The sequence below is a fragment of the Pseudomonas sp. FP2335 genome (genome assembly GCF_030687535.1).
Lineage (GTDB): Bacteria > Pseudomonadota > Gammaproteobacteria > Pseudomonadales > Pseudomonadaceae > Aquipseudomonas.
This window is the reverse complement of sequence record NZ_CP117437.1, coordinates 5763433-5781954: the sequence shown is the minus strand read 5'-3', so window position 1 is coordinate 5781954 and position 18522 is coordinate 5763433. Positions and strand designations below refer to the sequence as shown.

At 61.7% G+C, this 18522-nt stretch carries 17 protein-coding genes; 10 read left to right on the top strand and 7 right to left on the bottom strand.

Annotated features, from left to right (window positions below):
- Position 1: 1 nt before the first annotated feature.
- Together PSH81_RS26160 and PSH81_RS26155 are read left to right on the top strand one after the other, a co-directional pair.
- Positions 2–2491, top strand: a complete 2490-nt coding sequence (locus PSH81_RS26160) for a fimbria/pilus outer membrane usher protein (protein ID WP_305391719.1) — start codon at positions 2–4, stop codon at positions 2489–2491.
- Complete coding sequence (locus tag PSH81_RS26155) at positions 2481–3020, top strand: hypothetical protein (RefSeq protein WP_305391718.1); 540 nt, start codon at positions 2481–2483, stop codon at positions 3018–3020. Before PSH81_RS26160 ends, PSH81_RS26155 begins: the two co-directional genes overlap by 11 nt.
- Here PSH81_RS26155 and PSH81_RS26150 read toward each other — a convergent pair.
- Genes PSH81_RS26150 through PSH81_RS26135 form a run of 4 tightly spaced genes read right to left on the bottom strand, consistent with a single transcriptional unit; the run spans position 2992 to position 5832 of the window.
- A complete protein-coding gene (locus tag PSH81_RS26150) occupies positions 2992–3729 on the bottom strand; it encodes an amino acid ABC transporter ATP-binding protein (RefSeq protein WP_305391717.1) in 738 nt (245 codons plus the stop codon). The genes PSH81_RS26155 and PSH81_RS26150 overlap by 29 nt on opposite strands.
- A complete protein-coding gene (locus tag PSH81_RS26145; RefSeq protein WP_192297940.1) occupies positions 3716–4366 on the bottom strand; it encodes an amino acid ABC transporter permease in 651 nt (216 codons plus the stop codon). Before PSH81_RS26145 ends, PSH81_RS26150 begins: the two co-directional genes overlap by 14 nt.
- A complete protein-coding gene (locus tag PSH81_RS26140; RefSeq protein WP_192297939.1) occupies positions 4363–5031 on the bottom strand; it encodes an amino acid ABC transporter permease in 669 nt (222 codons plus the stop codon). Before PSH81_RS26140 ends, PSH81_RS26145 begins: the two co-directional genes overlap by 4 nt.
- 15 nt (positions 5032–5046) lie before the next feature.
- Complete coding sequence (locus PSH81_RS26135; RefSeq protein ID WP_226454628.1) at positions 5047–5832, bottom strand: transporter substrate-binding domain-containing protein; 786 nt, start codon at positions 5830–5832, stop codon at positions 5047–5049.
- A 264-nt stretch (positions 5833–6096) separates the two neighbouring features.
- On the opposite strand from PSH81_RS26135, the gene PSH81_RS26130 reads away from it, so the two are divergent.
- From PSH81_RS26130 to PSH81_RS26110, 5 genes are all read left to right on the top strand, one after another.
- Entirely contained in the window at positions 6097–6792 is a 696-nt protein-coding gene (locus PSH81_RS26130; protein WP_192297937.1) for a FadR/GntR family transcriptional regulator, read from the top strand.
- A 120-nt stretch (positions 6793–6912) separates the two neighbouring features.
- A complete protein-coding gene (gene trxA, locus PSH81_RS26125) occupies positions 6913–7242 on the top strand; it encodes a thioredoxin TrxA (RefSeq protein ID WP_003213989.1) in 330 nt (109 codons plus the stop codon).
- A gap of 234 nt (positions 7243–7476) precedes the next feature.
- Positions 7477–8736, top strand: coding sequence for a transcription termination factor Rho (gene rho / locus PSH81_RS26120; protein WP_016973082.1), 1260 nt, complete (start codon positions 7477–7479; stop codon positions 8734–8736).
- A gap of 135 nt (positions 8737–8871) precedes the next feature.
- Complete coding sequence (ubiD, locus tag PSH81_RS26115; protein ID WP_305391716.1) at positions 8872–10338, top strand: 4-hydroxy-3-polyprenylbenzoate decarboxylase; 1467 nt, start codon at positions 8872–8874, stop codon at positions 10336–10338.
- Positions 10338–11306 carry a CDP-6-deoxy-delta-3,4-glucoseen reductase gene (locus PSH81_RS26110; protein ID WP_226454626.1) on the top strand — a complete coding sequence of 323 codons (969 nt, stop codon included), beginning with the start codon at positions 10338–10340 and terminating at the stop codon, positions 11304–11306. The genes ubiD and PSH81_RS26110 overlap by 1 nt, the downstream gene beginning before the upstream one ends.
- 150 nt (positions 11307–11456) lie before the next feature.
- On the opposite strand, the gene PSH81_RS26105 is transcribed toward PSH81_RS26110, so the two are convergent.
- The gene (locus PSH81_RS26105) at positions 11457–11933 is read right to left on the bottom strand and encodes a sn-glycerol-3-phosphate transporter (RefSeq protein ID WP_226454625.1); all 477 of its coding nucleotides are present in this window, start codon (positions 11931–11933) and stop codon (positions 11457–11459) included.
- A gap of 285 nt (positions 11934–12218) precedes the next feature.
- On the opposite strand from PSH81_RS26105, the gene PSH81_RS26100 reads away from it, so the two are divergent.
- Positions 12219–14606: a TonB-dependent siderophore receptor gene (locus tag PSH81_RS26100; protein WP_226454624.1), complete on the top strand. Its 2388-nt coding sequence runs from the start codon at positions 12219–12221 to the stop codon at positions 14604–14606.
- A gap of 26 nt (positions 14607–14632) precedes the next feature.
- A complete protein-coding gene (locus tag PSH81_RS26095; RefSeq protein ID WP_226454623.1) occupies positions 14633–15286 on the top strand; it encodes a gamma-glutamylcyclotransferase in 654 nt (217 codons plus the stop codon).
- Here the strand turns inward: PSH81_RS26095 and glpT are convergent.
- Together glpT and PSH81_RS26085 are read right to left on the bottom strand one after the other, a co-directional pair.
- A complete protein-coding gene (glpT, locus tag PSH81_RS26090; RefSeq protein WP_192297931.1) occupies positions 15283–16620 on the bottom strand; it encodes a glycerol-3-phosphate transporter in 1338 nt (445 codons plus the stop codon). The genes PSH81_RS26095 and glpT overlap by 4 nt on opposite strands.
- Positions 16621–16931: 311 nt before the next feature.
- Complete coding sequence (locus PSH81_RS26085; RefSeq protein WP_305391715.1) at positions 16932–17909, bottom strand: NADPH:quinone oxidoreductase family protein; 978 nt, start codon at positions 17907–17909, stop codon at positions 16932–16934.
- Positions 17910–18059: 150 nt separating this feature from the next.
- Here PSH81_RS26085 and PSH81_RS26080 point away from each other — a divergent pair, with 150 nt between their 5' ends.
- The gene (locus PSH81_RS26080; protein ID WP_192297929.1) at positions 18060–18467 is read left to right on the top strand and encodes a flagellar basal body-associated protein FliL; all 408 of its coding nucleotides are present in this window, start codon (positions 18060–18062) and stop codon (positions 18465–18467) included.
- Positions 18468–18522 lie beyond the last annotated feature (55 nt).

Genomic DNA, 18522 nt, shown 5'->3' with positions numbered 1-18522 from the left:
CATGACAAACCTGTCGACTGTCCCCATTACGGCCTCTTCCAGGTCGCGCCGGCCGTCACTGTTCGTGGGGGTTGCCACGCTCTGGAGCTTGCCGGCCCTGGTATCGGCCCTCGAGTTGGGCGAGGGTTTCGACCTGGCGGCGCTTACCACCCTTGGCATTGACCCGAAGGTCTCCGATTATTTTCGCAGCGCCGCGCGTTTTCGCGAGGGCGTCCATGTGGTCGGTTTGCGGGTCAATGGAAACCCGCTCGGGCTGGTGGATGCCCGTTTCGATGCACAAGGCCGATTGTGTTTTACCCCTGGTTTGCTGGAAAAGGCCGGGTTGGTCAAACCCGATACGGTCATTGGCGAGGGCGCGGCACCGGGCGAGGCCTGTCATGACTTCCTCGGTGAGTTCCCGACGACCATGGTGAGGCTGCGCCCCGGCATCGACGAAGTTGCGTTGGTGGTGCCCACCCAGTCATTGCGTGAGCCCCAATGGGAAGCCGGACAATTTTCCCAAGGCGGAGGGGCGGCATTGTTCAACTATGACCTGCTGGGTTTTGACAGCCGCTCGCGCAGTGGGCCCAGCCGGTTCGTGTCGGCCTATACGGAGGCGGGCTTCAACTGGGAGGACTGGATCGTTCGCAGCCGCCAGTTTTATGTGTCGGATAACGGCAAGGTCCGCACCGAGCACCTGTACGCCTATGCCCAGCGGGACATCGCTGCGTTGCAGTCGACCTTTCAACTGGGCCAGATTTCCAGCAACAACCCGCTGTTTGGCGGTGTGCAGTTGTCGGGTTTGCAGTTTTCCCCCGATGGCCAGTCGCGAGTGCCGGCAGGCAGTCATAACGCGGTGGTCGAGGGGCTTGCCCATAGCCAGTCGCGGATCGAGGTGCGTCAATCCGGTGTGCTGATCCACAGCACGCTGGTGCCCGAGGGGCCGTTTCGTCTGACGGGGTTGCCCCTGCTCAATGGCACCAGTGACCTTGAAGTCAGCGTGATCGATGTGCGGGGCGCCAAGCGCAGCTTTGTTGTGCCGGCCGCGTCGTTCGGCGGCGCTGCGGCTGCCCCCGGCTACTACTTCTCGGTGGGGAAGGCGCGTGAAAGCACTGGCGAAGGGGCGGCGTCACCGATGGTTGCCATGGGCAGCGGCACCTGGGGGCTTGGGCGCGATTCGTCCATGGGGCTTGGCGTGTTGGGCGCCGAAGACTACTGGTCGGCGGGAGGCAGTTTGAGCAACGTGTTTTTCCAGCGGGTTGCAGTGGGCGCGCGCCACAACCTTTCCCGGGACAGCCGCAACGCAGTGTCCGGTTCGCGCAGTACCGTGTCGGTGAGCAGCCCCGTTTCTGCCAATGTGCAAGCCAACCTCAGCGCCACCCGCCAGACCCGTGGTTATCGGGAGGTGCTCGAAGCGGGCCGGTCATGGACGGCCGATGAGCTGGGTACGCGGTTCAAGAACCAATATACGGCGGGCATGAGCTGGGTTGATCCCTCGCTGGGCGTGTTCTCCCTGGGATATACCCGCAGTGCGCAATTCGACGGGCGAGCCACCGAGCAGGTGTTCGCTTCGTGGAACAAGTCGTTCAATCGCGTGGATGTCGGGTTGATTGCCGATTCGCAGGTAGGCGGCACGCGTGATTCCACGCCCGACGGCAACCGCCGCAACGCGCCCCAGGACAATGACCTGGCGGTACGCCTGCAAGTCAGCGTGCCCCTGGGCGCTGATCGTCGCCTGAACAGCTATGCCAGCCGCCGTGGGGATCAGTTCGGCGCCGGCACTGCGCTGAACGAGCGGGTCAACGAGTACGTGAACTACGAGGTGGGCGTCGAGCGAGACCTCAAGGCTGGGGAGCAATCGACTCGCGCTCATGTCGACCTGCTGCCGCGCTATACGCGGGTCGGCCTGGGGGTCAGTCGCGACCCGCTGGGCACCAGCTACTCGGGACAGTTGCAGGGCGGGATCGTGGCACACGAGCGCGGCGTGACCTTTTCGCCCTACGCCGTACAGGACACGTTTGGCATCGTTTCCGTGGGCGACATCGGCTCGGCCCGGATCGAAACCCCGCAAGGCCCGGTGTGGACCGACTACCGTGGGCACGCGGTGATCGCCGGCTTGCCGGCGTATACCAACAGCCGCGTCGAAGTGCAGACCCGCTCGCTGCCCAAGCGCGTCGACTTGAAGAACGGCACCCAGGTGCTTGCTGCTGGCCGTGGTTCCGTCAATAGCGTGGATTTCGATGTGGTGAAAGTCCGTCGCGTGTTGCTCAACGCCAGTGATGCGCAAGGCCGACCACTGCCCCAGGGGGCTGCGGTACTCGGCAAGGGCAACCGCTTCCTTACCAGCGTGGCGGGTGAGGGCATGGTTTTTCTGAATGATGTCAATGAGTCGCAAGACCTGCGGGTATCACTGCCGGACTCCTCCACCTGCTCACTGCGTGTCGACGCCGAGGCCAAGCCGGATAATGACAAGTTCTACGAGACTGCATCGGCGGTGTGCCATGCTCTTTAAGTGGGCAATGCTGCTTTGCGCGGTACTGATCGCTCCGGGAGCGTGGGCCGAAAACTGCCGCTTGTCGTTGAGCCAGGCTCATATCGACTACGGTGCCATTCGCCGGGCCGGGCCGGTGACAGGCGCCTCCATGGCACTGCCGACTCGTTCGCTGCACTTGACTGTGCTGTGTGCCGAGCCCTCGGCAATGGCGTTGCGCTTTACCGGCGCGGCTGCCGATGGCCAGGGGTTTCAGTTTGGTCGCCCAGGGCGCTTTCGCCTGAGCCTCAAGCACGCGCGGGTGGACGGCCGCGCGGTCGAGTGGGCGGCGATGCAACGGCCCAACGAGTCGGCGGATGGGCAATTGCTGCCTGGCCAGACCCTGGAGGTGCGAGTGGCGGGGATGCGGGTGGCAGGGCGAAGGCTGACCGCTCAAGTCGACATCGACACCGACCTGCCAGCCGATGCCCTGGAGGTGCGCAACGAGGCGCGCCTGGAAGGACGCGGCAGCCTTGAGCTGATCAGCCTGCCTGCTCCACCGAGCCAATGAAGTTGGCGAACTCAGTGGTCTGCGGGTTGGCGAACAGCACCTTGGGGTCGCCCACTTCATGCACCTTGCCCTGGTGCATGAACACCAGCTTGTCGCCGACTTCGCGGGCGAAGCGCATTTCGTGGGTCACCATGATCAGGGTCATGCCGTCCTTGGCCAACTGGCGCACCACGCTGAGCACTTCGTTGACCAACTCCGGGTCCAGGGCCGAGGTGATTTCGTCGCACAGCAAGACTTTCGGCGACATGGCCAGCGCACGGGCAATCGCCACGCGTTGTTGCTGGCCGCCGGACAAGCGATCAGGGAAGGCATCGAATTTTTCGCCGAGCCCGACGCGTTCCAGCATCTGCCTGGCCAGTTGCGCGGCCTTGGCCTTGGGCACTTTCTGCACCACCTGTGGTGCGAGCATCACGTTTTCGCCCACCGTCAGGTGTGGGAACAGGTTGAATTGCTGGAACACCATGCCGACTTTCTGTCGCAGGCTGCGCAGGTCGGCGCGAGCGGCGTCGAGGTACTCTCCGTCGACTTCGATCACGCCGTCGTTGATCGATTCCAGGCCGTTGAGGGTGCGCAGCAAGGTGGACTTGCCCGAGCCGCTGCGGCCGATGATCGCTACCACCTGGCCTTCTTCAACGGTCAGGTCGATGCCCTTGAGGACGTGGTGATCGCCGTAGTACTTATGCAGGGCGGAAATTCTAAGCAGAGGCATGCAGTCTCCTTTCCAGGTAGCGCGCGCTGAGGGACAGGGGGTAGCAGAGCAAAAAATAACCAAGGGCCACCAGGCCGTAGACCATGAAGGGCTCGAAGGTGGCGTTGGCGAGCATGCCGCCGGTCTTGGTCAGTTCGGTGAAGCCGATGATCGAGGTCACGGCGGTGCCTTTGACCACCTGCACCGAGAAGCCCACGGTGGGCGCCACGGCAATTCGCAGGGCCTGGGGCAGGATCACGTAGCGCAGTTGCTCCAGTGGGTTGAGCGCCAGGCTGGCCGAGGCTTCCCATTGCCCGTGGGCGATGGAGTCGACGCAGCCGCGCCAGATTTCGGCGAGGTAGGCACTGGTGAACAGGGTCAGGGCAATCGCGGCGGCAAGCCAGGGCGAAATATCCACACCGAGCAGGGCGATGCCGAAAAACACCAGGAACAGTTGCATCAGCAACGGTGTGCCCTGGAACAGTTCGATATAGGTGCGCGCCACGTTACGCGGGAACGCCTTGCTGCTGATGCGCAGGGTCATCACCAGCAAGCCGATCAGGCCGCCGCCGATGAACGCCACCAGCGACAGCAATAGGGTCCATTGCAGGCCGGTGAGCAGGTTGCGCACGATGTCCCAGAACGAAAAATCACTCATCGGCTATTCCTCATCACAAACCGGCGGCCGATCCAGTTGAGCAACTGGCGAATCATCAAGGCCATGCACAGGTACACCAGGGTGGTCAGGGCATAGGTTTCAAAGGCGCGGAAATTGCGCGACTGGATAAAGTTGGCGGCAAAGCTCAACTCTTCGGTGGCGATCTGCGAGCACACTGCCGAACCGAGCATCACGATGATGATCTGGCTGCTCAGGGCCGGCCACACCTTGCCCAGTGCCGGTAGCAGCACCACGTGGCGAAACGCTTCGAAACGCGTCATCGCCAGCGCCGCTGCGGCTTCCAGTTGCCCACGGGGGACGGCCTGGATGCCGGCGCGGATGATTTCGGTGGAGTAGGCGCCCAGGTTGATCACCATCGCCAGCACGGCGGCTTGCCATTCGGTGATCTTCAGCCCCAGGGACGGCAGGCCGAAGAAGATGAAGAACAGCTGCACCAGGAACGGCGTGTTGCGGATCAACTCGACGTATACGCCGAAGAACCAGGCGAACGGCTGGATCTTCCACGCCCGCACCACGGCGCCGGCAGTGCCCAGGGCCACCCCGAGAATCGCGCCAATGGCGGTCAGCTCCAAGGTGAACAGCGCGCCACGCAGCAGCAGGTCGGTGTTGGCCAGCACGGGCACAAAGTCGAACTGATAGGCCATGGGTCAGCTCCGCCTTCAAAGATCAGCCGGCAAAGGCTCTTTCAGCCATTGCAGGGCGTTCTTTTCCAGGCTGCCATCGGCCTTGGCGGACACCAGGATCTGGTTGACCTTTTCCAGCAGCGCCGGCTCGTTCTTGTTCACGCCCACGTACACCGGCGAATCCTTGAGCTTCACCTTCAGCGCAGGCACGCGTTTGGGACTGCGCTCGCTGATCGCGACCATCACCACGTTGCCGCTGGCGATCAGGTCGACCTGGCCGGCCAGGTAGGCGGCGATGGTCGAATTGTTGTCTTCGAAGCGCTTGATCGTGGCTTCCTTGGGCGCAACGGCGGTCAGCTCGATGTCTTCGATGGCGCCACGGGTCACGCTGATGGTCTTGCCCTTGAGGTCGTCGAGACCAGTGACAGCCGCGTCAGGCGGGCCGAATACTGCCAGGTAGAACGGCGCGTAGGCCTTGGAGAAGTCGATGACCTTTTCCCGCTCGGGGTTCTTGCCCAGGCTGGAGATCACCAGGTCGACCTTGCCGGTGGTCAGGAACGGAATGCGGTTGGTGCTGTTGACCGGGGTCAGCTCCAGCTTGACCTTGAGCTGGTCGGCCAGCAGCTTGGCGGTGTCGATGTCCAGGCCCCGCGGTTTCATATCCGGGCCGACCGAGCCGAAGGGCGGGAAGTCCTGGGGCACGGCGACCTTGAGGGTGCCACGGGCGACGATGTCGTCCAGACCGTTGGCCTGGGCGGGTGCCTGGCTCAGCATCAGGCTGGCAAACAGGGCAGTGAGCAGGGCGCTGTAGCGCTTGGTCATGGCAACTCTCCGAGAAGGGCGAAGGGGTTTTCTGGATTGGGCTGACGGGGTAATTGCACAGCCCATGCCAGCCTGCGCAGGATCGTCTGCAAGGCAGGGTTTTGCTGCGCTGCGCTGGTCTTACTGGTCTGAACAGTGGTGGGGCTTTTCGCACCCTTTTCGAGCGCCGTTAAAACCGCGCGAGCCCCTTTGGGGCGTGGCTTGCCGCCGGCCGCGAATAGCTTTACAACTAGCCGCTCAGTTGACTGGAACCTTGAGTTTTTTATGAATTCCATCGCCCAAGCCGTACCGGAAGCGGCCCTGCAGGCCATCCGCAAACTGATCAAGGAGCAAGGCTTCGGGCCGGGCGATGCATTGCCGTCCCAGCGCGACCTGGCGCTGCAGTTGGGGGTGAGCCGGGCGTCGTTGCGCGAGGCGCTGTCGTCTTTGAGCGCCTTGGGCGTGGTCAGCGTGCAGCCGGGCAAAGGTGTGTTTGTGCAAGCAGTCGACGAGGCGCCGGGATTTGCCTGGCCGTTTGCGGCACAGGCCACGCCGTTGGATATTTTCCAGTTACGCTATGCCCTTGAAGGCTTTGCGGCGGGTCTGGCGGCGGTGACGTTGACCATCGACGAGCTGGACAGCCTGGACGATAACGTCGAGGCGATGCGCAAGGTGCTCAAGGCCGGTGACTTTGAAGCGGCGGCGCGGCTGGACTTCGAATTCCACCAGCGCATCCTGCTGGCCAGTGGCAATCAGGCGATGGTGAGCATCCTGAGCGCCAGCGCCGAGGTGTTCCTGGAAAGTCAGAAACTACCGTTCATCCGGCCGGAGCGGGCCATGGAAACCTGGCAGGAACACCGCAAGATCCTGCGCGCCCTGGCCCGGCGCGCCAGTGCGGCGGCGCAGAAAACCATGCAGGAACACGTGCGCAATGCGGCGCTGCGCACCGGCATTGCCTTTGTGACTCCCGTAGCGCCTTGAGTTGGGCTATACCCAAACTCATGCACCACCATAGCAAGACTCAATCAGAGGCGGCTTCCTGAACGGGGGAAGGGCAGCTATGATGGGCCACGTTTTTTTGCTTACAATCCGGAGACATCCATGAGCAACGATCTTATCAAGCACGTCACCGACGCGACCTTTGAGGCCGAAGTACTCAAGGCTCAAGGCCCGGTGCTGGTTGACTACTGGGCTGAATGGTGCGGCCCTTGCAAAATGATCGCTCCTGTTCTGGACGACATTGCAACCACCTACGAAGGCAAATTGACCATTGCCAAGCTGAACATCGACGATAACCAGGAAACCCCGGCCAAGCACGGCGTGCGTGGTATCCCGACGCTGATGCTGTTCAAGAACGGTAACGTCGAAGCCACTAAAGTGGGCGCGCTGTCGAAGTCCCAGTTGCAAGCTTTCCTCGACGCGAACATCTAAACGTCGTCAGAAAGGCCCCGCAAATTGCGGGGCTTTTTCGTGAAACAGGGCTAGACGCTCCGAAACTCAGGTGGTACATTCGGCCCCGCACTGGTTTCTCCACTGCCCCCTGCATGCCGTCGCCGACGCACTCCTTTTCGATTAGTACGCGATCCTGTCGCCTTCTCTGCGGCGCGGCCTCATTAAGCCAAAAGCTTAATTTCCCCCCTCCATAAATGATTACGTCATTCCTATATGAATCTGACTGAACTCAAGCAAAAGCCGATTACCGACCTGCTCCAGCTGGCCGAAGAAATGGGCATAGAAAATATGGCCCGTTCGCGCAAGCAGGACGTGATTTTCTCCCTGCTGAAAAAGCACGCGAAAAGCGGCGAGGAAATCTCCGGTGATGGCGTGCTGGAGATTCTCCAGGACGGCTTCGGCTTCCTCCGCTCTGCAGACGCCTCCTATCTTGCCGGCCCAGACGACATTTACGTCTCGCCGAGCCAGATCCGTCGCTTCAACTTGCGCACCGGTGACACCATCGTTGGCAAGATCCGCCCTCCAAAGGAAGGCGAGCGTTATTTCGCCCTGCTCAAGGTCGACACGATCAACTTCGATCGTCCTGAGAACGCGAAAAACAAGATTCTCTTCGAGAACCTGACTCCGCTGTTCCCGACTGTGCGCATGAAGATGGAAGCCGGCAACGGTTCCACCGAAGACTTGACCGGTCGTGTGATCGACCTGTGCGCCCCGATCGGCAAAGGCCAGCGTGGTCTGATCGTCGCACCGCCGAAAGCCGGTAAGACCATCATGCTGCAGAACATTGCAGCGAACATCGCGCGTAACAACCCTGAAGTTCACCTGATCGTGCTGCTGATCGATGAGCGCCCGGAAGAAGTGACCGAAATGCAGCGCACCGTGCGCGGCGAAGTGGTTGCCTCGACGTTCGATGAGCCGCCAACCCGCCATGTGCAGGTTGCCGAAATGGTGATCGAGAAGGCCAAGCGCCTGGTCGAACACAAGAAGGACGTGGTGATCCTGCTTGACTCCATCACCCGTCTGGCCCGTGCCTACAACACCGTGATCCCGAGCTCCGGCAAGGTATTGACCGGTGGTGTCGACGCCCACGCCCTGGAGAAACCGAAGCGTTTCTTCGGCGCCGCGCGCAACATCGAAGAAGGCGGCTCGCTGACCATTATCGCCACCGCACTGGTTGAAACCGGTTCGAAGATGGACGAAGTGATCTACGAAGAGTTCAAGGGTACCGGCAACATGGAACTGCCCCTGGACCGTCGCATCGCGGAAAAACGCGTATTCCCGGCCATCAACATCAACCGTTCCGGCACCCGCCGTGAAGAGTTGCTGACTGCCGACGACGAACTGCAGCGCATGTGGATCCTGCGCAAGCTGCTGCACCCGATGGATGAAGTTGCTGCCATCGAGTTCCTGGTCGACAAGCTGAAGACCACCAAGACCAACGACGAGTTCTTCTTGTCGATGAAGCGTAAGTAATACGACGCTTGCGGTCCGAAAGAATGGCGCCCCCAGGGGCGCCATTTTTTTTGCGCCCGCTTTTTAAGTGCTCCGGCAGCCAAATGCCCCTCGGAGCAGGTAGGATGTACGCCTATTTTACGGGTGGCATGGTTAATGAAATTCAAGGATCTTCGGGATTTCGTGCAGCAGCTTGAGCAGCGCGGAGAGTTGAAACGTATCCAGATGCCGGTTTCCCCGGTGCTGGAAATGACTGAGATTTGCGACCGTACCCTGCGCAACAAGGGCCCGGCGCTGCTCTTCGAAAACCCGACCGGCTTTGACATTCCGGTGCTCGGCAACCTGTTTGGCACCCCCGAGCGGGTGGCGTTTGGCATGGGCGCCGAGTCGGTCAGCGAGCTGCGCGAAATTGGCAAGCTGCTGGCTTTCCTCAAGGAGCCCGAGCCGCCCAAGGGGTTGAAGGACGCCTGGTCGAAGCTGCCGATCTTCCGCAAGATCATTGCCATGGCCCCCAAGGTGGTCAAGGACGCGGTGTGCCAGGAAGTGGTCATCGAAGGTGATGACGTCGACCTCGCCATGCTGCCGGTGCAGACCTGCTGGCCCGGCGACGTCGGCCCGCTGATCACCTGGGGCCTGACCGTCACCAAAGGCCCGAACAAGGACCGCCAGAACCTCGGCATCTACCGCCAGCAAGTAATCGGCCGCAACAAGGTGATCATGCGTTGGCTGAGCCACCGTGGCGGCGCGCTGGATTACCGTGAATGGTGCGAAAAACACCCAGGCCAGCCATTCCCGGTCTCCGTGGCCCTGGGCGCCGACCCGGCCACCATCCTTGGCGCCGTGACGCCGGTGCCTGACAGCCTGTCCGAATACGCCTTCGCCGGCCTGCTGCGCGGTAACCGCACCGAGCTGGTGAAGTGCCGTGGCAACGACCTGCAAGTGCCGGCCACCGCCGAAATCATCCTCGAAGGCGTGATCCACCCGGGGGAAATGGCCGACGAAGGCCCGTACGGCGATCACACCGGCTACTACAACGAAGTCGACAGCTTCCCGGTGTTCACCGTCGAGCGCATCACCCACCGGATCAAGCCGATCTACCACAGCACCTACACTGGCCGGCCGCCGGATGAGCCGGCCATTCTGGGCGTGGCGCTCAACGAAGTGTTCGTGCCGATCCTGCAAAAGCAATTCCCGGAAATCACCGACTTCTACCTGCCGCCGGAAGGCTGCTCGTACCGCATGGCCATCGTGACCATGAAGAAGTCGTACCCAGGCCACGCCAAGCGGGTAATGCTCGGTGTGTGGTCGTTTTTGCGACAGTTCATGTACACCAAGTTCGTTATTGTCACCGACGACGACATCAACGCCCGCGACTGGAACGACGTGATCTGGGCCATCACCACGCGCATGGACCCCAAGCGCGACACGGTGATGATCGACAACACGCCGATCGACTACCTCGACTTCGCCTCGCCGGTGTCGGGCCTGGGCTCGAAGATGGGCCTGGATGCCACCCACAAATGGCCGGGTGAAACCACGCGCGAGTGGGGCCGGGTGATCGTCAAGGACGAAGCTGTCACAGCCCGTGTCGATGCAATGTGGAAAGAATTGGGAATAGATTGATGCGTGTAACCCTGCAACCGTCCGGCGCCGTGCTGGAGTTGGTCCCTGGCGAGCGAATCCTCGAAGGCGCCCGTCGCCTGGGCTACGAGTGCCCCCAGGCCTGTCGCAACGGCGTGTGCCACATATGCGCGGCGTTGCTGGTGGAAGGCCGGGTGCAGCAAGCCGGTGAGGTGCGCGACCACGGTGAGTTCTACACTTGTATCGCCGAGCCGCTGGAAGATTGCATTGTGTTGTGGGATGGCGTGCTGGCGCCGGGAGAGTTGCCGTTGCGCAAGTTGTCGTGCCAGTTGAGTGAGTGCGTGGACGTCGGCGGCGACGTGTGGCGCGTGCGCCTGCGTGCACCGGCCGGCAAGGCGGTGCGTTACCACGCCGGTCAATACCTGATGATCGAGCGGGACAATGGCGACAAGTCGGCGTTCTCCCTGGCCTCGGCGCCCCACGCCGGGCGTGACTTGGAGCTGCACGTGCTGGCCCGTGAAGACAGCGCCCGCAGCTTGCTGGCGCAGTTGCAGCGCAACCAGATGGCGCGCGTCGAGCTGCCATTTGGCGACACCCACCTGGCCGAACTACCGGACGGGCCGCTGGTGCTGATCGCCGCCGGCACCGGCATGGCACAGATGCACAGCTTGATCGAACACTGCCGCGCCTCGGGCTTCAAGCACCCGGTGCATCTGTATTGGGGCGTACGTCGCCCGGAAGATTTCTACACCATCGAGCACTGGGACCAGTGGCTGCAACTGCCCAACCTGTTCCTGCACAAAGTTGTCAGCGACCTGTGCGGCTGGGACGGGCGTTGCGGGTTGTTGCATGAAGCAGTGTGTGAGGACATCGCCGACCTCAAGGCCGTGCACGTCTATGCCAGTGGTTCGCCGGCGATGATATACGGCACATTGGATGCCCTGGTCGAAGCCGGGATGGACGCGCACCAGATGCGCGCCGACGTATTTGCCTACGCTCCCCGTCCATAAATTACTGGCCTACACCGATCAAAATGTGGGAGCGGGCTTGCTCGCGAAAGCGGTGTGTCAGCCAAAGATGTTTTGACTGATCCACCGCTTTCGCGAGCAAGCCCGCTCCCACACAAGCCCGCTCCCACATTGGATTGTGTCGTGTCAGGGTCAGAAGCGTACGCCGGTTGTCACCATCGCCGCATTGAACCCCAGCAACACCAATTCCGCCGCCACCGGCCCGTAATGGGTGCCCACTGATGGAATGATCACCGGCGCCACGCCGAAACGGTTCAACGGAATCTTGTCGCGGTATTCGCCGCGATAGCCCTGGATCACCCCGCCGGTCAGCTTGAGGTACACCGGATAGTCGCTCATGTCATAGCGCTTGCCCGCATAGGCGTAGTACGAGCGCTGGCTGAACGAGTTGCGAAATGTCGCCCCGCCATATACCCAACCAGATGCGTCATTGCGCTCCAGGCCGATCAGGTCCTGGTTGTTGTTGTGCTTGGGGTCCGGTGAGAAGTGCCGGGTGTAGACGCTGGTCTGCGCGTACCAGAAGCCCTTGTCGTCTGGCGCAGCGGTTTCGTTGGCCAGGGCAGCGGTGGCTTGTGCCAGAAGCAGCAAGCCGAGGAAAAGCTGTTTCATGATCCGACCTCGGTAGTCGTTTGGATGGGCGGCTAGTGGGGTCGCTTAATCCCTGTAGTTTGACGGCTAGCGCCCGACCTGGCCTGAACGTGGGCTGAAAGTATGACCGCCTATGCTTATGCATTTAAGGTCTTTTAAATGTAGGAAAAGTCTTATTAAGATATAAGGCAACGGACTACCGACGTTCTGCCAAACACCAACAACTGACCGCCACCGCCCGCCAGCCGGATCGATCGTACGCATTCAGAGCATGACGTTCTGATAGATGATTCCAAGGGGAGCGGTATGGGGAGCTACAAGAAACACGCGCTGTACTCGGCGATTTTGTCAGCCAATTTGCTGACCGCCGCAGGCTTCAATCCTGTCTTTGCGGCCGAAACGTCCGCCACCGATGCGCCTAAGCTCGACACCGTGATCGTCACCGGCACCCGCGCCCAGGAGCGGACTGCCAGTGCCTCGCTGTCGCCGGTGGATGTGATTTCCGGCGACACCCTGCGCAGCACCGGTTCCGATGAGCTGGGCGCAGTGTTGGCGCGGCTGATTCCGTCGATCAACTTTCCACGTCCAAGCCTGGTGGATGGCGCCGAACTGGTACGCCCTGCGCAGCTGCGCGGGTTGTCGCCGGACCAAGTGTTGGTGCTGGTCAACGGCAAGCGCCGCCACACCAGTGCCTTCGTCAACCTCGGCGGGGCGGTGGGGCGTGGCTCGGCCCCAGCGGACCTGAACGCGATCCCGCTGTCGGCGGTGGACCATATCGAAGTGCTGCGCGACGGCGCGTCCGCGCGCTACGGTTCGGACGCGATTGCCGGGGTGATCAACGTAATCCTCAAGCATGCCGACCATGGCGGCTCGATCTCCAGCAAGTTCGGCCAGTACAAGAAGGGCGACGGCATCCAGCGCAATATCAGCGGCAACACCGGCCTGGCCTTGGGCGACAACGGCTTTATCAGCCTCTCCGGCGAAGGCGCCGACAACGATTACACCAACCGTGCCGGCAAGGATTACCGCACTGCCAGCATTGGCTCCACCACCTACGGCCAGCGCGTGTTCCGCCAGGGCGAACCGGCGACCAATGAAGGCAAGCTGGCGTTCAACTCCGAATATTCCTTCAACGATGCGGCCGAGTTCTACAGCTTTGGCGGTTACAGCAAGCGGCGTGGCGAGACGGCGGCGTTCTACCGTGCAAGCAATGCGTCCAACAACATCGCGGCGCTCAACCCCAATGGCTACCTGCCGCTGATCAAGGGCAGCCTGGAAGACACCTCGCTGGTGGTGGGCCTGCGCGGCTTGCTGGCCTATGACTGGCATTACGACCTGTCGGCCAACTACGGCAAGAACACATACGAGCTGAGCACCGAAACCATCAACACCTCCCTGGGCCTGGCCACGCCGCGCAAGTTCGACAACGGCACCCTGAGCAACGACCAGAAGCAAGTCAGCCTGGACCTGTCCCGTGAGTTCGACGTGGGCTTGCTGCCGTATCCGGTGTCCGTCGCGTTTGGCGGTGAATACCTGCGCCAGGGCTATGAAATCGAAGCGGGCGAGCCGGCATCCTACTACCAGAGCGGCAGTTCGGGCCTCGGCGGCTTCCGTGAGGCTGACGCCGGCAGCAGCTCGCGCCACAACTGGGCCCAGTACCTGGACCTGGAAACCAACTTCACCGAAAAACTCAGCGCCTCGGCCGCCGTGCGGCATGAGGATTACAGTGACTTCGGCTCCAATGTCAGCGGCTCGCTGTCGGCGCGCTACGATTTCACCCCGCAGGTGGCCTTGCGCGGCAGTATTTCCAACGGTTTCCGCGCACCGTCCCTGGCCCAGCAGAACTTTGCGTTTACCTCGTCCCAACTGATCGGCAGTGAAATCCGCGAGGCCGGCACGTTCCCGGCCTCCAGCCAGGTTGCCCGCCTGCTTGGCGCAGAGGACCTGAAGGCCGAAAAATCGCGCAACTACAGCCTCGGCCTGGTACTGGAGCCCGCCGATGACCTGACCGTGACGCTGGATGTGTACCGCATCGATATTCGCGACCGCATCAGCCTATCGTCCAACCTCAACCTGAGCCCCGCGACCCAGGCCTACCTGCAAGCCAACGGCGTCGGCAACATCAACTACACCACGGCGCGCTACTTCACCAATGCCACCGACACCAGCACCGACGGCGTCGACCTGGTGGCCAACTATCGCTACCAGTTCGACAACGGCATCCGCTGGAACAGCACCGTCGGCTACAACTACAACCACACCAAGGTCACGGACGTGAAGGCCAACCCGGCGATCCTCGACAGCCTGGGGGCCAACCTGGTGCGGGTCGACCGCCGCGAGAAAAGCGGCCTGCTCGGCGATACCACGCCAGAGCACAAGCTGAGCCTGGGCAACGACTTCACCTTCGGCAATTGGGCGTTGCACAGCAACCTGGTGCGCTATGGTGAGTTCACCAGCTATCAGGCGGACAAGGTCAACGACCAGACCTTCAAGGCAGCGTGGGTGCTGGACCTGTCGGCGGACTACAAGTTGCAGAACTGGACCTTCACCCTGGGCGGCGACAACGTCACCGATAAATACCCGGAAAAGGTCAATGCGTTCGCCAGCAGCGGCGGCAACCTGGCCTACAGCACATTTTCGCCGTACGGTTACAGCGGCGCGTTTTATTACGGTAAAGTTGCTTACAACTGGTAACACACAGGAGACCTAAGCGATCTGCCATGACCGTTATTGAATCCGATCTTATGCAATTGGCTTACCCTCCGCGGCTCGATCTGGGGCCGCAACTCACTCACGAGCAGTTGATGAGTTCGATGCAGGCGACCATGGGCCGGCACAAGGGTGGGCCGGTCTGGCTGTTCGCTTACGGCTCGTTGATCTGGCGTCCTGAATGCTCATCCACCCAACGCGTGCGGGCGCGGGTCCACGGTTATCACCGTGGCTTGTACCTGTGGTCCCACGAGCACCGGGGGACGCCGGAATTGCCGGGGTTGGTCTTTGGCCTGGATCGCGGCGGCTCATGCAGCGGGTTTGCCTACCGCTTGCCGGAAGACCAGCTGGAAGCCTCGCTCTACGCACTGTGGTGCCGCGAAATGCCGTACCCCTCGTATCGGCCACACTGGCTCAGTTGCCGTCTTGAAGATGGCAGTCAGGTGCAGGCCTTGGGGTTTGTGTTGGAGCGGCACTTGCCCAGCTACGCGGGCAATCTTCCCGACGCCATCCTGAACCACGTGTTGGAAAGCGCTTGCGGGCGTTACGGCACTACGCGCGATTATGTCGAGCAGACCGTCCACGCCCTGCGTAGCCACGCCATGCCAGATAAAAACCTGGAGGCGCGGCTCAAGCGTTGTGCGAAGGGGTGTTCAGGCGGTTAACGCGCCGAACTGACGCTGTTGGTGTGCCACAGCGTGGGGATCAGGAACGCAATCGCCAACACGCACGCGCCGATCAGCAGCACGAAACCACCGTCCCAGCCGAAGTGGTCCACGGTGTAGCCCATGGCCGCACTCGCCGCCACCGAACCGCCCAGGTAACCGAACAGGCCGGTGAAACCCGCCGCCGTACCGGCAGCTTTCTTCGGTGCGAGTTCCAGCGCCTGCAGGCCGATCAGCATCACCGGGCCGTAGATCAGGAAACCGATGGAGAACAGCGCGATCATGTCGATCATCGGGTTGCCCGGCGGGTTGAGCCAGTAAACCAGGGTCGCCACCGTCACCAGCGCCATGAACACGATGCCGGTCAGGCCACGGTTGCCACGGAAGATCTTGTCCGACATCCAGCCGCACAGCAGCGTGCCCGGAATACCGGCCCACTCGTAGAAGAAGTACGCCCACGACGACTTGTCGACGGTGAAGTGCTTGGCTTCCTTGAGGTACGTCGGCGCCCAGTCCAGCACGCCGTAGCGCAGCAGGTAGACGAACACGTTGGCGAAGGCGATGTACCAGAGCATTTTGTTGCGCAGCACGTACTTGACGAAGATTTCCTTGGCGCTGAATTCGTCTTCGTGGCTGGCGTCGTAGCCTTCCGGATAGTCGTTCTTGTACTTCTCGATGGGCGGCAGGCCGACCGATTGCGGGGTATCGCGCATGGTGATGAAGGCAAACGCCGCCACCAGCAGGGCCACGGTGGCCGGTACGTAGAACGCCGCGTGCCAGTCGTTGAACCAGGCCATGCCAAGCAGGAACAGCGGGCCGATCAGGCCGCCGCCGACGTTATGCGCCACGTTCCACACGGAAACCACGCCGCCGCGCTCCTTCTGCGACCACCAGTGCACCATGGTCCGGCCACTTGGCGGCCAGCCCATGCCTTGGGCCCAGCCGTTGATGAACAGCAAAATGAACATCATGGTCACGCTGGACGTCGCCCAAGGTGCGAAACCGAAAATGAACATCACACCCGCTGAAACCAGCAGGCCGAAGGGCAGGAAGTAACGCGGGTTGGAGCGGTCGGACACCAGGCCCATGAGGAACTTGGACAGGCCGTAGGCAATCGCGATGGCGGACATCGCCAGGCCCAGTTCGCCGCGGGTGTAACCCTCGTCGATCAAGTACGGCATGGCCAGGGAGAAGTTTTTACGCAGCAGGTAGTAGCCGGCGTAACCAAAGAAAATACCGGCGAAGATCTGCCAGCGCAGGCGTCGGTAGGTGCTGTCTATTTTTTCTTCAGGCAGGGGCGCCTGGTGTGCGGCAGGACGAAAGAAAGCAAACATTCAAGAGCTCCAAATTTCTTGTTTTGACTGCGGATGCGAATGTTACAGTTTCGTTACCGAAAATAGCATCGCCTCTTATCTGCAAACACAGGAAATGAGCGTCAGTGGATGTTCTCTTACGAACATGTCGCGAATGGATAAGTGTGGGTCGTGATGGGGTCTCGCAGGACACTGGAGATCCAAATGTGGGAGCAAGCTTGTGTGGGAGCGGGCTTGCTCGCGAATGCGGTGGATCAGTCACCGAATATATTGACTGGCACACCGCTTTCGCGAGCAAGCCCGCTCCCACATTCAACTGTATTTCAAGTGGGTTAGCGGGTTTGGACGACGACTTTCCCGACAGCCCGGCGCTGCCCCAGGTCATTGATCGCCTGCGCCGCCTGTTCCAGCGGATACACCTGCGACACCAACGGCTTCAACTTGCCCTCGCCATACCAAGTGAACAGCTGCTGGAAATTCGCGGCATTGTCTTGCGGCTGGCGCTGGGCGAACGAGCCCCAGAACACCCCGACCACCGCCGCGCCCTTGAGCAGCGCCAGGTTCACCGGCAGCTCCGGGATGCGCCCGCTGGCAAACCCCACCACCAGCAAGCGGCCGTTCCAGGCGATGCTGCGGATGGCCTGGTCAAACAGGTCGCCACCCACCGGGTCGTAGATCACATCCGCGCCGTTGCCGTCGGTGAGGCGCTTGATCTCATCCTTCAGGCTGGTTTCGCTGTAGTTGATCAACTCATCGGCACCGGCGGCTTTTGCCACCACGAGTTTGTCGGCGCTGCTGGCCGCCGCGATCACACGGGCGCCCATGGCCTTGCCGATTTCCACCGCCGCCAGGCCCACGCCACCGGAGGCGCCGAGTACCAGCAGGGTTTCCCCGGGTTGCAGGTGGCCGCGCTGTTTGAGCGCGTGCATCGAGGTGCCGTAGGTCATGCTGAAGGCGGCGGCGGTGTTGAAGTCCATGCTCGGCGGGATCGGCAGCACGTTGTAGCCCGGCACCGCGACCTGCTCGGCAAAGCTGCCCCAGCCGGTCAGGGCCATGACCCGGTCGCCGACTTTCAGGTGGCTGACCTTCTCGCCGACTTCACTGACCACACCTGCCGCTTCGCCACCCGGCGAGAACGGAAAGGGCGGCTTGAACTGGTACTTGCCCTCGATGATCAAGGTGTCCGGGAAGTTGACCCCGGCAGCATGCACGTCCAGCAGGATCTCGTTTTTCTTGATCGCTGGGCTTGCGACATCTTCCAGCACCAGGGTTTCGGCAGGGCCGAAGGCTTTGCACAGCACAGCTTTCATCGGACTATTCCTTTGGGCGTCGTGGCCGATAAGTGTAGAAGGGTGCGTCTGGGGGTCAACGAGCATGCTCGTGCCTGATACGTCGCCATAAGCTTGTGCTGAGCGTTGCTAGCGTTATGCTAGCGCGCAACCGAATGTGAGGAATGAACTGTGAAAGCGTGGATCCTGTTGATGCTGGCCCTGACCTTGCCGATGGCAGCCCAGGCCCAGGAAGCGAAAGAAGGCGAGGCGCCGAAAGTCAGCTATATCAGCCTGACGCCACCGTTCGTCGGCAACTATGGCCTGGACGGCACCGCCAAGCTGAAGGTGTACAAGGCCGACATCGCCCTGCGCGTGACCGGCACCGAGGCGGCCGCGGCGGTCAAAGCCAACGATGCGTTGATCCGTAATCAACTGGTGGCGCTGTTCACCCAGCAGACCAACGAGACCATGAGCACCGTCGAAGGCAAAGAGAAACTGCGCCAGGAAGCGTTGAAGCAGACTCAGCAAGTGATGAACGATGAGACGGGCAAGCCAGTGGTGGAAGATCTGTTGTTCAACAACCTGATCATTCAGTAACCCGGGCGCTTCGCGCCATTCGCGCGCAAGCCCGCTCCCACAGTTGACCGCATTC